Annotated in this window: 13 protein-coding genes; 4 read left to right on the top strand and 9 right to left on the bottom strand. The window is 72.5% G+C overall.

The features are described 5' to 3' along the window. Positions 1-44: 44 nt before the first annotated feature. Positions 45-839: an EI24 domain-containing protein gene (locus tag CHR28_RS32590; protein WP_094057331.1), complete on the top strand. Its 795-nt coding sequence runs from the start codon at positions 45-47 to the stop codon at positions 837-839. Here the strand turns inward: CHR28_RS32590 and CHR28_RS32585 are convergent. Both CHR28_RS32585 and CHR28_RS32580 read right to left on the bottom strand, forming a co-directional pair. Further along, positions 823-2,067, bottom strand: a complete 1,245-nt coding sequence (locus CHR28_RS32585; protein WP_094057330.1) for a pyroglutamyl peptidase — start codon at positions 2,065-2,067, stop codon at positions 823-825. The two genes, CHR28_RS32590 and CHR28_RS32585, sit on opposite strands and share 17 nt — an antisense overlap. Positions 2,068-2,215: 148 nt before the next feature. Beyond that, a complete protein-coding gene (locus tag CHR28_RS32580; RefSeq protein ID WP_094057329.1) occupies positions 2,216-2,797 on the bottom strand; it encodes a TetR/AcrR family transcriptional regulator in 582 nt (193 codons plus the stop codon). Between the two features lie 64 nt (positions 2,798-2,861). Between CHR28_RS32580 and CHR28_RS32575 the strand changes: the two genes are divergently transcribed. Continuing rightward, entirely contained in the window at positions 2,862-5,339 is a 2,478-nt protein-coding gene (locus tag CHR28_RS32575) for a glycoside hydrolase family 3 protein (RefSeq protein ID WP_094057328.1), read from the top strand. Positions 5,340-5,427: 88 nt separating this feature from the next. Here CHR28_RS32575 and CHR28_RS32570 read toward each other — a convergent pair whose 3' ends face one another. Continuing rightward, a complete protein-coding gene (locus CHR28_RS32570; RefSeq protein WP_094057327.1) occupies positions 5,428-6,399 on the bottom strand; it encodes an aldose epimerase family protein in 972 nt (323 codons plus the stop codon). Positions 6,400-6,409: 10 nt separating this feature from the next. Next, positions 6,410-7,303 carry an SGNH/GDSL hydrolase family protein gene (locus tag CHR28_RS32565; protein ID WP_094057326.1) on the bottom strand — a complete coding sequence of 298 codons (894 nt, stop codon included), beginning with the start codon at positions 7,301-7,303 and terminating at the stop codon, positions 6,410-6,412. 258 nt (positions 7,304-7,561) lie between these two features. Here CHR28_RS32565 and CHR28_RS32560 point away from each other — a divergent pair, with 258 nt between their 5' ends. Then, positions 7,562-8,056 (top strand): DUF3145 domain-containing protein, encoded by a 495-nt coding sequence (locus CHR28_RS32560; protein WP_094057325.1) that lies wholly within the window; start codon positions 7,562-7,564, stop codon positions 8,054-8,056. 143 nt (positions 8,057-8,199) lie between these two features. Here the strand turns inward: CHR28_RS32560 and fabF are convergent, their stop codons facing one another. The 5 genes from fabF to fasR all read right to left on the bottom strand — a co-directional run bounded on the left by fabF (position 8,200) and on the right by fasR (position 13,136). Further along, positions 8,200-9,471, bottom strand: a complete 1,272-nt coding sequence (gene fabF, locus CHR28_RS32555; RefSeq protein ID WP_094057324.1) for a beta-ketoacyl-ACP synthase II — start codon at positions 9,469-9,471, stop codon at positions 8,200-8,202. An 86-nt stretch (positions 9,472-9,557) separates the two neighbouring features. Continuing rightward, positions 9,558-9,806: an acyl carrier protein gene (locus CHR28_RS32550; RefSeq protein WP_003989952.1), complete on the bottom strand. Its 249-nt coding sequence runs from the start codon at positions 9,804-9,806 to the stop codon at positions 9,558-9,560. A gap of 81 nt (positions 9,807-9,887) precedes the next feature. Further along, positions 9,888-10,889: a ketoacyl-ACP synthase III gene (locus CHR28_RS32545; protein WP_094057323.1), complete on the bottom strand. Its 1,002-nt coding sequence runs from the start codon at positions 10,887-10,889 to the stop codon at positions 9,888-9,890. Between the two features lie 16 nt (positions 10,890-10,905). Next, positions 10,906-11,841 (bottom strand): ACP S-malonyltransferase, encoded by a 936-nt coding sequence (locus tag CHR28_RS32540; protein WP_094057322.1) that lies wholly within the window; start codon positions 11,839-11,841, stop codon positions 10,906-10,908. 89 nt (positions 11,842-11,930) lie between these two features. Beyond that, entirely contained in the window at positions 11,931-13,136 is a 1,206-nt protein-coding gene (fasR, locus tag CHR28_RS32535) for a fatty acid biosynthesis transcriptional regulator FasR (protein ID WP_094057321.1), read from the bottom strand. 62 nt (positions 13,137-13,198) lie between these two features. Between fasR and CHR28_RS32530 the strand changes: the two genes are divergently transcribed. Further along, a complete protein-coding gene (locus CHR28_RS32530) occupies positions 13,199-13,849 on the top strand; it encodes a pirin family protein (protein ID WP_094057320.1) in 651 nt (216 codons plus the stop codon). Positions 13,850-13,978 lie beyond the last annotated feature (129 nt).

Below are 13,978 nucleotides of genomic sequence, written 5' to 3'. Positions count from 1 at the left end.
GGAGCGCGTCAAGAGCGCGACACCGGCCCGGATAGGGTCGTCCCATGCGCGATCTGGGGACGGGTTTCCGGTACTTGCTCAAGGGCCAGCGATGGGTGGCCCGGCACGGCAGGCAGTACGGCTTCGGGCTGCTCCCGGGCCTGATCACCCTGGTGCTGTACGCGGGGGTGCTCGTCGCGCTGGGCGTGTGGGGCGAGGACGCCGTCGCCTGGTCGACGCCCTTCGCCGACGACTGGTCGAACCCGTGGCTCGGGCTGTTCCGCGGCTTCCTGACCGCCGTGCTGTTCGCCCTCGCGCTGCTCCTCGCCGTCGTGACGTTCACGGCGGTGACGCTGCTGATCGGGCAGCCCTTCTACGAGAACCTCTCCGAGAAGGTCGACCGGGACGTGTCCCCGGACGGGTACGCCCCCGAGTCCGGGCTGCCGCTCTGGCGGGAACTGTGGATCTCCGCCCGCGACAGCCTCCGGATCGTCGTGCGGGCCGCGCTGTGGGGCGTGCTGCTGTTCGCGTGCGGCTTCATCCCGGTCGTCGGCCAGACGGCCGTGCCGGTGATCGGGTTCTTCGTCACCGGCTTCTTCCTCACCGAGGAGCTGACCTCCGTCGCCCTCCAGCGCCGCGGTGTGGAACTGCGCACCCGCCTCACGCTGTTGCGCTCCCGCAAGACCCTCGTCTGGGGCTTCGGCACGCCCCTGGCCGTGTCCTTCCTGGTGCCGTTCGTCGCGGTGTTCCTGATGCCGGGCGCGGTGGCCGGCGCCACCCTCATGGCGCGCGAGCTGCTGGGCGAGGAGATCCGTGAGGGCGACGAGGGTGGCGACCAGGCGGTCAAGACGCTTCGTTAGCCGCTTCCGTGGCCACCTTCAGGATCGTCCTCACCTGCGTGATGATGTCCAGCCGGTTGCGCACGAACTCCGGGTCGGTGACCTCGGTGGTGTTCCCGGCGCCGAACTGCAGCACCGGTGTGTGCACGTGCCCGCCCGGCAGGACGTCGTGCAGGCCCAGCCGGTCGCGCAGCAGCGTCGCCCGGTAGGCGATCTCGTTGGACAGGTAGTCCCCGCCGCCGCCCGCGCGCGCGGTCGAGCCGGGGGTCGGCCCCTCGGGGCGCACCACGGGCTGCGTGCCGCCCGCCGGGATCTCGGTCACGCTCGTGTTGTCGTACACGGGGAAGCGGCCGGTGGGGGCGGCGACGATCGCCGAATACGGCAGCGTGGTCGTCGTCCACTGGGGCTGTGAGGCCGGGTCCGTGACCGGGACGGTCTCGGTGCGGCCCACGTTCTCGTTGTCCCCGAAGCCGCCCCGCCAGGCCCCGTTGGTCCGCTCGATGTCGAACCGCCCGACGCGGCCCTGGCTCACGGTCGTGAACAGGTCGACCTTCCCGAGGTGGGGCCGCAGGGCCCGCTCCACGGTGCTGTCCGTGAAGTCCCGCCAGCGCACCGGGAACACGGCCGTCTCGATCCGGGCCGGGCCGTCCGCGGTCTCGACGACCGTGCCGTCGAGGGCGAGCGCGGTGGCACCGGACGGGTTGGAGATACGGATGTCCCGGTCCAGGGTGAACGGGTCGAAGCCGGTGAGCAGGATCCGCTTCAGGCCCTTGCCGTGCGGGAATGCGATGGCCGTCTGGCCGCGCGAGGTGCGCTCCAGCTCGTCAAGCAGCGCGGCGCGCTGCGCGTCGGTCAGGGCGAACTCCGGCTGCCAGGTGCGCACTTCGCGGGTCATGCCGAGCCGCGCCCAGTACAGCGGCCGGTCGTCGTCCCGGCTCAGGTCGCCGCCGGCGGGGCCGCGCCCCTGCGCCCGGTCCACGGCCCGCCGCCACAGCTGTGCCCCCTCGCGGGAGACGGCCCGGCGCGCCTGCCCGTAGGAGCGGGCCGTTTCGAGCGCCCGGGCCAGGCGCGGGGCCACGGCGTCGAATCCGGAGCGCCGCAGGATCTCCTGCGGGGCGGCCCGGTCGAGCCGCTGCTCCTCGACGGTGGGGGCGGGGGCCGCCTCGGCGGCGCTCGCGGAGGGGGGAACGGTGAGGCCGGTCAGCAGGGCGAGACCGAGGACGCCGAGGCGAACGCGTATGGAGTTCAAAGGGGTTGAGCCCTTCCGTCACGGTGGGGGAAGCGTGGTGCCGGACGGCGGCAGTATCGCGTGACGGCAGTGGTCCACGCCATGGGGCTCAGTCGGGGATCCTCGCCGCCGCCTCCCGCAGCGGCGCGCCGGGGACCGGCCCGCAGGCTCAGCCGTCGCCCTCGCCCAGCAGGGTCAGGAAGTCCCGGAACGCCGCCGCCATGTCCACCGTCTCCGGGTCCAGCAGCCACTGGTACTGCAGGCCGTCGAGGATCGCCACGAGGAGCGGGGCGGCGCGCTCGGGGGTGAGGCCGCTCGGCAGGCGGTCGCCGTACTCGGCGCGCAGCACCTCCGCCATGCCGGCGCGCACGCCGACGTAGCGTTCGGTGAAGTAGGCGCGGGCCGGGTGCCCTTCGGTGACGCTCTCGCCGAGCAGCGCCGAGAACGTCTGGATGATGGCGGGCCGCATCGCGTTGTACTCGACGAGCGAGGCCAGCAGGTCCAGGCGCAGCCGGCCGGCGGGCATCGCGTCCCAGCGGTCCCGCTCCTGGAGGACCGCGACGAGCAGGGCCTCCTTGGTCGGGAAGTGGTGCAGCAGCCCTTGCTGGGTGAGCCCGACCCGCTCGGCGACCGCCGCCAGGCTCGCTCCCCGGTACCCCCGCTCGGCGATCACCTCCAGCGCGGCCCGCACGATCTCCGCGCGCCGCTCCTCGCTCCTCGTCCTGGCCGTCATGGCGTCACCGTACGACATGCCGGAACACTGAACATCACGAGGAGGTGACGAAACCTACCGTGCTACAGGTCCCGGGTGCACGATGGTGACATCCAGCGGCTTTCGACGTGGAGGTGCCGACGTGACGGAGACAGCGGAGGAACGGCGCGAGGCGGCCGTCGAGGCGGCCCTCGGCAAGCTCGACCTGGACGCCAAGACCCGGCTCCTGGCCGGCCAGGACATGTGGAGCCTGCCCGCCCTGCCCGAGGCCGGCCTCGCGTCGCTGGTCATGTCCGACGGCCCGATCGGCGTCCGCGGGGTGCACTGGAGCGCCGACGACCCGTCCGTCGCCCTGCCCTCCCCGACCGCCCTGGCCGCCACCTGGGACCCGGGCCTCGCCCACCGGGCCGGCGTCCTGCTCGCCCAGGAAGCCCGCCGCAAGGGCGTCCACGTCCTGCTCGCCCCCACGGTCAACCTGCACCGCTCCCCGCTGGGCGGCCGCCACTTCGAGGCCTACAGCGAGGACCCGTACCTCACGGGCCGGATCGGCGCCGCCTACGTCCGGGGCGTCCAGTCCGGCGGGGTGGGCACCACCGTCAAGCACTTCGTGGCCAACGACGCCGAGACCGACCGCCTCACCGTGAACAACGTCGTGAGCGAACGCGCCCTGCGCGAGCTGTACCTGGCCCCCTTCGAGGCGATCGTGGCGAACGCCCACCCCTGGGGCATCATGACCGCCTACAACTCGGTCAACGGCCCCACCATGACCGAGCACCACCACCTGGTCGAGGAGGTCCTGCGCGGCGCCTGGGGCTTCGACGGCGTCAACGTCTCCGACTGGACCGCCGCCCGTTCCACCACCGGCGCCCTCACCGGCGGCCTCGACATCGCCATGCCCGGCCCCGGCACCGTCTACGGCGAGAACCTCGCCCGGGCCGTGCGCGACGGCGAGGCCGACGAGGCCCTCGTCGACGCGGCCGTGCGCCGCGTGCTGCGCCTCGCCGCCCGGGTCGGCGTCCTGGAGGGCGCCGAACCCGTCGTCACCGCACCGCCCCCGGACGCCGACGGCGCGGCACTCGCCCGCGAGATCGCCCGCCGCTCCTTCGTCCTGGTCCGCAACGAAGGCGGCGCCCTGCCGCTGCGGCCGGGCCGTATCGCGCTCATCGGCGCCGCCGCCCGCGACGCCCGCGTCCTCGGCGGCGGCTCCGCCACCGTCTTCCCGGCCCGCACCGTCTCCCCGCTCGACGGGCTCACCGCCGCCCTCCCCGACGGCACCCTCAGCTACACCCTCGGCGCCGACCCCAACACCGAACTCCCCGTCGCCGACGCCGGCTTCGAGCTGCGCGCCGTGTGCCGGGACGCCGCGGGCACCGTCCTCGGCACCCGCTCCGCCCCCAGCGGCCACATCCAGTGGACGGGCGCCGACCTCCCCGACGGCGTCACCCACGAGAACCTGCACAGCGTCGAGCTGACCGGCACCTTCACCCCGCGCGAGAGCGGCACGCACACCTTCGGCATCAAGGGCCTCGGCCCCTTCCGGCTGACCGTCGCGGGCACCGTCCACTACGACGACGTCCAGCGCCCCGACGGCGACGACCCGTTCCTCACCTTCTTCGGCCCGCCCGTGCCGCACGCCCGCGTCGGCCTCACCGCCGGAGAACCGGTCGAGGTCTCCCTCGCCTACACGGTCCCGCCGCCGGACGGCCGGCCCGTGCGGGTCATCGGCTTCACCCTCGCCCACCAGGACCCGCAGCGCCCTCCCGAGGAGCTCATCGCCGAGGCGGCCGAGGCCGCCCGGGCCGCCGACACGGCCGTCGTCGTGGTCGCCACCACCGAACGCGTCGAGTCCGAGGGCTTCGACCGCACGGACCTGCGCCTGCCCGGCCACCAGGACGACCTCGTGCGCGCCGTCGCCGCCGCCAACCCCCGGACCGTCGTGATCGTCAACTCCGGTTCCCCGGTGGAGCTGCCCTGGCGCGACGAGGTCGCCGCCGTGCTGCTGTCCTGGTTCCCCGGCCAGGAGGGCGGCGCGGCCCTCGCGGACGTCCTCACCGGCGCGCACGAACCCGGCGGCCGCCTGCCCACCACCTGGGGCTCCCTGGCCGACGCCCCGGTCACCCGGGTCGTCCCCGAGAACGGCGAACTCCCCTACGAGGAAGGCGTCTTCATCGGCTACCGCGCCTGGGAGAAACACGGCCGCACCCCCGCCTACCCGTTCGGCCACGGCCTCGGCTACACCGACTGGGCCTACGAGTCCGTCGAGGTCGCCGCGACACCGCACGCAACCACCGTGACGGTCCGCCTGCGCAACACCGGCGACCGCCCCGGCCGCGAGGTCGTCCAGCTCTACCTCGCCCCCGTCGAGGCGGACCCCACCCGCCCCGCGCGCTGGCTGGCCGGCTTCGCGGGCGTGGAGGCCGGCCCCGGCGAGACGGTCGAGGCGACGGCCGAACTGCCGCGCCGGGCTTTCGAGATCTGGGACGAAGCGACCGGCTCGTGGTCGTTTGTGAAGGGTTCGTACGAGATCCAGATCGGACGCTCGATCGCCGACCGCAGGATCACCGCGACGATTAACGTCTGATCCGGGACAAGGTCCCCCCTCAGCAGCCCCGGTCCGGGACCTGACCTCCGGACCGGGGCCGTGAGCGCGGGAAAGGCTCCGCCCGGGGCTACCGCACGCCGAAGCCGTACACCGTCTCCGAGCGGAACACCTCGCCCGGCCGCAGCACGGTCGTCGGGAAGCCGGGCCGGTTCGGCGAGTCGGGGAAGTGCTGGGTCTCCAGCGCGATGCCGTCACCGGGGGCGAACGGCTCGCCCAGGTGGTCGCCGGTGTAGAGCTGGAGCCCGGGCTCGGTGGTCGCCACCGTCAGCACCCGCCCCGACGCCGGGTCGTGCAGCTCGCCGACCTCCACCGCCGTCTCCGTCACGCCCTTGTCCAGCACGAAGTTGTGGTCGTAGCCGCTGCCCACCTTGCGGGCCGCACGGAAGTCGAAGCGCGTGCCCGCCACGTCCTCCGGGCCGCCGGCCGGGATCAGGTCCGCGTCGACCGGCGTGTAGCGGGAAGCCGCCAGCCGCAGTTCCTGACCGCCCGCGTCCCCGGACCCGGCGAGGTTGAAGTAGCTGTGGTTCGTCAGGTTCACCACGGTCGGCGCGTCCGTCACCGCCTCGTACGCGATCCGCAGCGCCCCGCTCGCCAGGAGCGTGTACGTCGCCGAGACCTCCAGCCGGCCGGGGAACCCCTCCTCGCCGTGCGGACTGACCCGCGACAGCCGCACCCCGTGCTCGACCGGGGTGACGTCCCACACCCGCCGGTCGAAGCCACGCGCCCCGCCGTGCAGCGAGTTGGGCCCGTTGTTCGTCTCCAGGGCGTACGTCCGCCCTTCCAGCGGGAAACGGCCGCCGGCGATCCGGTTGGCGTACCGCCCGATCAGGGCCCCGAGATACGGCTCCGGATGGGCCAGGTACCCGTCGAGGTCCGGGAACCCCAGCACCACATCGGCGGTCCGCCCGGTCCGGTCCGGCGCCTCGGCCGACTGCACGATCCCGCCGTACGACAGCACCCGCACGCGTACGCCCGCCCGCTCCAGCGTCCAGCGGTGCACCGGGGTCCCGTCGGGAAGTGTGCCGAAGAGTTCGTTCATGTGCGGAACTCTAGGTCAGGGGCTTCGCCGCCGTGACGGTGCGGTACGCGATCTCCGCCAACCGGGCCTGTCCGTTCACGCTCGGGTGGAAGTAGTCCCAGCGGCTCAACTGGGCCGTGCCGAAGCGGTAGTCGTGGACCGCACCGCCGTCGTGGCGGCACCGCTCGTCCTCGGCGCAGACCTCCTGGAGGACCTTGTTGTAGTCCGCCACGCGCTTGCTCACCGTGTCGCGCCGCAGGCTCGCCGACGCGTCCAGGGCGTCCGCGTCGCCCAGCATCGACGGGCAGATGCCCAGTTGCCAGACCTGCTTGGCCATGGCACTGGAACGGCCCTCGGACCACAGCCGCTTCAGATCGGGCACGCTCGCCACGAACACCTGGGCCTTGGGCAGGGCCTTGCGCAGGGAGCGCAGCGCGTCCTCGAAGTCCGCGCGGAAGGCCGAGACCGGGGTCATCGCCGAGGGCGTGGCCCGGCAGGCGTCGTTCGCCCCCACCATCACCGTCACCAGCTGCGGTTTCCGCCGCACGGCCCGGGCCATCTGCCCGGGCAGATCGGCCATCCGCGCGCCCGTCACGGCGTAGTTCCAGCTCCGCCGGGGCGCCTCGGTCCGCCCCAGCAGCCGCACCGCCAGCGAGTCCACCTCGGGGCTGGTACCCGTCGCCCAGGACGCCTCCGGACAGTCCGACAGCACGTCACACGCGTCGAACGCCCGCGTGATGGAGTCACCGACGGCCGCGACCGAACTCGGGCTGCGGTCCCACAGGGGCGTGGGCTTCGGGGAGGGTGTCGCCCGCCCGGACGGGGCGGCGGAGTCGCCGCCCACGGCGTCACACCCGGCCACGCCCAGCACGGCCGCGGCGACCACGGCGAGCACACTCCGTGCGCGATGGCTCCGCGTCCGCATCTCCGCTCCGTCCCCTCGCCGTGCCGTCCCTGTCTCCCCAACCCATGACAACGCACGAGGGTTCCCGGCCGGTCAGGTGCAACGGCTCACACCCGTACAAGCGTCCCCCTGGGTGAATGGCGGTGGTTTCCCGGCACCTGGACCGACCGTACGTCACACTCCTCGCGCCCCCGCACGGTAGCCTCGCCATCAACGTGACCCGCCCGGTCACCGCCGTTCCGCCTGTTCCAAGATGGTCCGCTCTGCCCGGAGGTTCCGGTGACGACACGTGGAGTTCTGTACGTGCACTCCGCGCCGCGCGCGCTGTGCCCGCACGTCGAGTGGGCCATCGCCGGGGTGCTCGGCACTCGCGTCAGCCTGGACTGGATCCGGCAGCCCGCCGCGCCCGGCACCTGGCGCTCGGAGTTCTCCTGGCAGGGCCAGGTGGGCACGGCGTCCAAGCTGGCCTCCGCGCTGCGCGGCTGGCACCTGCTGCGCTTCGAGGTCACCGCGGAACCCTGCCCCACCGCCGAGGGAGAGCGCTACAGCTGCACCCCCGACCTGGGCATCTACCACGCCGTCACCGGCATGCACGGCGACATCCTCATCCCCGAGGACCGTCTCAGAGCGGCCCTCCAGCGCTCCCAGCGCGGCGAGACCGACCTGGAAGCCGAACTCGGCAAACTCCTCGGCAAGCCCTGGGACGACGAACTGGAACCCTTCCGCTACGCAGGCGAAGGCGCCCCGGTCCGCTGGTTGCACCAGGTGGTGTGAACGCCTTGAGGGAACGCGCCCCTCAGGGGCGCGGGGAACTGCGCGAACAACCCGCACCGGCCCGCACCCGGCACACAACACGACGCAAAACGGCGAGTGGCCCGAACTCACATAGAGTCCGGGCCACTCGCCGTAAAGGCGAATCAAACCGTCCGGAACGCCAGCACCACGTTGTGCCCACCGAACCCGAACGAGTCGTTCAGCGCGGCGATGCGGCCGTCGACGGGCAGCTTCCGGGCCTCCCCCCGAACGACGTCGGCATTCGCCTCGGCCTCGGGGTCCAGGTTCTCCACGTTGATCGTCGGCGGAGCCACCCGGTGGTACAGCGCGAGCACCGTCGCCACCGTCTCGACACCGCCCGCGCCACCGAGCAGATGCCCGGTCATCGACTTCGTCGCCGACACCGCGATGTGGTCGGTGTCGTCACCGAACACCTTCCGCAGCGCCTTCAGCTCGGCGATGTCACCGGCCGGCGTCGACGTCGCGTGCGCGTTGACGTGCACGATCTCCGCCGGGTCCAGGTCGGTGCGCTCCAGCAGGTTCTGCAGGGCGTGCGAGATGCCCCGCCCCTCCGGCTCCGGCTGCACGATGTCGTGCGCGTCGGCCGAGATGCCCTGCCCGACCGCCTCGGCGTACACCCGGGCCCCGCGCTTGGCGGCGTGCTCGGCGGACTCCAGGACGACGACACCGGCGCCCTCACCGAGGACGAAGCCGTCGCGGGCGGTGTCGTAGGGACGCGACGCGCCCTGCGGGTCGTCGTTGTTCTTGGACATCGCCATCATGTTGCCGAACGCGGCGATGGGCAGCGGGTGGATCGCCGCCTCCGTGCCCCCCGCGACGACGACGTCGGCGCGGCCGGTGCGGATCATCTCGATGGCGTAGCCGATGGCCTCGGCGCCCGACGCGCAGGCGGAGACCGGGGTGTGCACGCCCGCCCGGGCGCCCACGGCCAGACCGACGTTGGCCGACGGGCTGTTGGGCATCAGCATGGGAACGGTGTGCGGGGAGACGCGGCGGACGCCCTTCTCCTTCAGCACGTCGTACTGGTCGAGCAGCGTCGTCACGCCGCCGATGCCGGAGGCGATGACCGCGCCCAGCCGGTCGGGGTCGACGTTCGGGTCCTCGCCGGCCTTCGCCTCGAAACCGGCGTCGGCCCAGGCCTCCTTGGCCGCGACCAGCGCGAACTGCGCCGAGCGGTCCAGTCGGCGGGCCTGCGGCCGGGGGATGACCTCGGTCGGCTCCACGGCGACGGGGGCCGCGATCTTGACGGCCTGGTCGGCCGCCCAGTCCTGCTCCAGGGGCTTGACGCCGGAACGTCCGGCGACCAGGCCCTCCCAGGTAGAGGCTGCGTCGCCACCCAGCGGTGTGGTTGCGCCGATACCGGTGACGACCACGGTGCGATTGGTCGAGCTCACGGGAATTCTTTCTCCAACGGATCCGAGGATTAAGCGGCGCCACCGCCGGGTGGCGGGGCAGTCAGCCCAAGGGCCTGATCGGTCGATCAGCCCTGGTGCTTGAGGATGTAGTCGGTCGCGTCGCCGACGGTCTTGAGGTTCTTGACGTCCTCGTCCGGGATCTTGACGTCGAAGCGCTCTTCGGCGGCGACGACGACCTCGACCATGGACAGCGAGTCGACGTCCAGGTCGTCGGTGAAGGACTTGTCCAGCTGGACGTCCTCAACCGGGATGCCGGCGATCTCGTTCACGATCTCGGCGAGACCGGCGACGATCTCTTCCTGAGTGGCGGCCATGTTGGCGCTCCTTCGTAGATATCCAGAGGGTGTGGCAGGTGGTTCTTCCCGTCCCGGACCGCATGATCCGGCACGGAGTGCCTAGGGGAGGGTAACGACAGTCGCGGCGTAGACGAGACCCGCCCCGAAGCCGATGACGAGCGCGGTGTCGCCGCTCTTCGCCTCGCCGGTCGCCAGGAGCCGCTCCATCGCGAGCGGGATCGAGGCGGCCGAGGTGTTGCCGGTGGTGCGGATGTCACGCGCGACCGTGACGTGCTCCGGCAGTTTCAGGGTCTTCACCATCGAGTCGATGATCCGCACGTTGGCCTGGTGCGGGATGAAGACGTCCAGGTCGTCCGCGGTGATCCCGGCCGCGTCCAGCGCCTGCTGGGCGACCTTCGCCATCTCGAACACGGCCCAGCGGAACACCGCCTGGCCTTCCTGGGTGATCGCGGGGAACTTCTCGACCGTCCCGTCGCGGTAGTCCGTCCACGGCACGGTCTGCTTGATGGTGTCGGACTTGTCGCCCTCGGAGCCCCACACGGTCGGGCCGATCGCGGGCTCCTGGGACGGGCCGACCACGACCGCGCCGGCACCGTCGCCGAACAGGAAGGCCGTCGCCCGGTCCTCCAGGTCGGTCAGGTCGCTCAGCCGCTCGACGCCGATCACCAGGACGTACTCCGCCGAGCCCTCGACGATCATGCCCTTGGCGAGGGTCAGGCCGTAGCCGAAGCCCGCGCAGCCCGCGGAGATGTCGAAGGCGGCGGCCTTGTCCGTGCCCAGCTTGTCGGCGATCTCGGTGGCGACGGCCGGCGTCTGCTTGAAGTGCGAGACCGTCGAGACGATCACGCCGCCGATCTGCTCCACGGAGATGCCCGCGTCCGCGATGGCCTTGCCGGACGCCTCGATCGACATCTGGGCGACGGTCTCCTCGTCGGAGGCCCAGTGCCGCGTCTCGATGCCGGAGCGCGAGCGGATCCACTCGTCGGACGACTCGATCGTCTCCAGGATCACCTCGTTCGGCACGACCCGGGTCGGGCGGTAGCCGCCGACGCCGAGGATCCGTGCGTACGGGGCGCCCTTGCTGGGCTTGATCTTCGCCATGCTCTCGGGCTCCTTGTCAGGCACTCTGCTCGGCGATGAGCTCGCGAGCGGCGTCGAGGTCGGCGGGGGACTTCAGGGCCAGCGTCTTCACGCCCGGCAGGGCACGCTTGGCCAGACCGGTGAGGGTGCCGCCCGGGCAGACCTCGATCAGGGCCGTGACCCCGAGTTCCTTGAAGGTCTCCATGCACAGGTCCCAGCGGACCGGGTTGGCGACCTGGCCGACCAGCCGCTCCAGCACCTCGGCGCCGGCGGCGACGGCCTGCCCGTCCTTGTTGGAGACGTAGGTGACCTTCGGGTCGCCGGTGCCCCGGGCGTCGGCGGCGGCCTTCGCCAGCGTCTCGACCGCGGGGGCCATGTGGTGCGTGTGGAACGCGCCCGCGACCTTCAGCGCGACGACCTTGCGCACGCCCTCGGGCTTGTCCGCCTCCAGCGCGGCGAGCTGCTCCTTGGTGCCGGCCGCGACGATCTGGCCCGCGCCGTTGATGTTCGCCGGGGTCAGGCCCAGCTTCTCCAGGTGCGGGACCGTCACGGCGGGGTCGCCGCCCAGCAGCGCGGCCATGCCCGTCTCGGTGACGGCGGCGGCCTGGGCCATGGCGAGACCGCGGGTGCGGACCAGGCGCAGCGCCTCCTCGTGCGGGAGCACCCCGGCGAGCGAGGCGGCGGTGAACTCGCCGACGCTGTGACCGGCGAGGGCGCCGACCTTGCGCGGGAGGTCGGCCGGGTCCTCGAACAGCAGGGACGCGGACACCATGCCGGCCGCGACGAGCAGCGGCTGCGCCACCGCGGTGTCGCGGATCTCCTCCGCGTCGGCCTCGGTGCCGTAACGGATCAGGTCGATCCCCGCGGCGTCGGACCATGCCTCCAGGGCACCGCGGACACCGGGGAGGTCGAGCCATTCAGTCAGGAAGCCGGGCGTCTGGGCGCCCTGGCCGGGAGCGACGAGTACGAGCACTCTCACACTCTCTCTTGGGTACGGGCACGGCCGCCCGTGGGGACAGGGACGAAGAACACGAGGGGGTTTTGTCGAGCTTCGACAAAACCTTAGGGCTGGAGATCTCCATCGACCAGACGCCCCAGGATCAGCGCGATCCGCAGCGTGAAGGCAGAGCGTACATCGGAGGGTGACCAGCCGGTGACGTCAGTCACACGTCGAAGCCGGTAGCGGACGGTGTTGGGATGCACGAACAGCATCCGGGCCGCGCCTTCGAGGCTGCTCGCCTGTTCGAGATAGACGCTGAGGGTTTCCAGCAGCGCCGCCCCGGCCTCCTCCAGCGGTCTGTAGATCTCCTCCACCAGCTGCTCACGGGCCGAGGGGTCACCGGCGATGGCACGCTCCGGGAGCAGGTCGTCGGCGAGGACCGGGCGCGGGGCGTCCTGCCAGGCCGAACACGCCTTGAGGCCCGCGGCGGCGGCCTGCGCGGACCGGGTCGCGGCCTGCAGATCGGGCACCACCGGGCCGGCCACGACCGGACCGGCGGCGAACGGGCCGATGAGCGACTTGGCCACGGCCAGCGGGTTGTCGCTGCCGCCCGCGATGACGACCAGCCGGTCGCCCAGCACCCCGGTCAGCACCTGGAGCTTGGCGTGCCGGGACGCGCGCCGTATGGCCTCGACGGTCAGTTCGCTGTCCCCGTCGGGTGCCGTGCCGAGCACCACGCACACGTGCTCGGGCGAGTTCCAGCCGAGGGCGGCGGCCCGCGACACCGCGCCCTCGTCGGCCTCGCCGCTGAGCACGGCGTTCACGACCAGGGACTCCAGCCGGGCGTCCCAGGCACCGCGTGCCTCCGCGGCCTGGGCGTACACCTGGGCGGTGGCGAAGGCGATCTCGCGGGCGTACACCAGCAGCGCCTCGCGCAGGACGCTCTCGTCGCCGGGGGCCGCGACCTCGTCGATCGCGGACTCCATCACCTCGATGGTGGTGCGGACCATCTCCACGGTCTGCCGCAGGGTGATGGCCCGGGTCAGCTCGCGCGGCGCGGTGCCGAACACGTCGGTGGAGATGGCCTGCGGGGCGTCCGGATGCCGGAACCACTCGGTGAACGCGGCGATGCCCGCCTGCGCGACCAGACCGATCCAGGAACGGTTCTCCGGGGGCATGGCCCGGTACCAGGGCAGCGTCTCGTCCATCCGCGCGATGGCCTGCGCGGCGAGCGATCCGGACGACTTCTCCAGGCGCTTCAGCGTCGCCGCGTGGGCGTGGACGTCGGGGGCTGCGGCTGCGTTCTTGCTGGTTTCGGGTTCGGGCACGGGGACAAGACTGCCTTATCCGGACGGGAGGGTGCGCCGCCGGGTCTACGGTGGTCCCCGTGATGGACATTCGGCGCGCTGACGAGCGCTACCGTGGCGGCGACCCGGCGGCCGGAATCGAGACCCGGCACGCCTTCTCCTTCGGGGCCCACTACGACCCGGACAACCTCCGCTTCGGCGCGGTGCTCGCCTGCAACGAGGAGCGGCTGGCCCCGGGTGCCGGGTTCGACGAGCACCCCCACAGCCACACCGAGATCGTGACGTGGGTGGTGGAGGGCGAGCTGACGCACCGCGACTCCACCGGGCACGAGTCGGTCGTCCGCCACGGCGACGTGCAGCGGCTCAGCTCGGCGGGCGGCGTGCGGCACGTGGAGCGCAACGACGGGCCGGAGCCCCTGACCTTCCTGCAGATGTGGCTCGCCCCGCTGCGGCCCGGCGGCGAACCGCGCTACGAGGTCGTCCGCGGCATCGCCGACTCCACGCCCTACGCCCTCCCCGAGGCCGGCGCGATGCTGCACGTACGGCGGCTGGGAGCGGGGGAGCGGACCGCGGTGCCGGACGCGGCGTACGCCTATGTGCACGTGGTGCGCGGCGAGGTACGCCTGGACGGCGAGGAGCTGGGCACCGGCGACGCGGCCCGGATCACCGGCGCCAAGGGCCTGGAGGCCGAAGCCGTGACGCCCGCCGAGTTCCTCGTCTGGGAGATGACCTAGAGCTCGGCGCCGCTTCCGGAACGCGGGGCCGCTGCTAGTGATCTGGTCTTGAGTTCACGTCTCGCCACGTGAGTCGTGGTTCGTTTCAGTTTTCGGCTCGGGCGGTGACAGGGGCTGGTGGCTGCGGTC

Source organism: Streptomyces sp. XY006 (assembly GCF_002237655.1).
Taxonomy (GTDB): domain Bacteria; phylum Actinomycetota; class Actinomycetes; order Streptomycetales; family Streptomycetaceae; genus Streptomyces; species Streptomyces levis.
The sequence above is the reverse complement of the archived record's forward strand: the minus strand, read 5'-3'. Positions and strand labels throughout refer to the sequence as shown.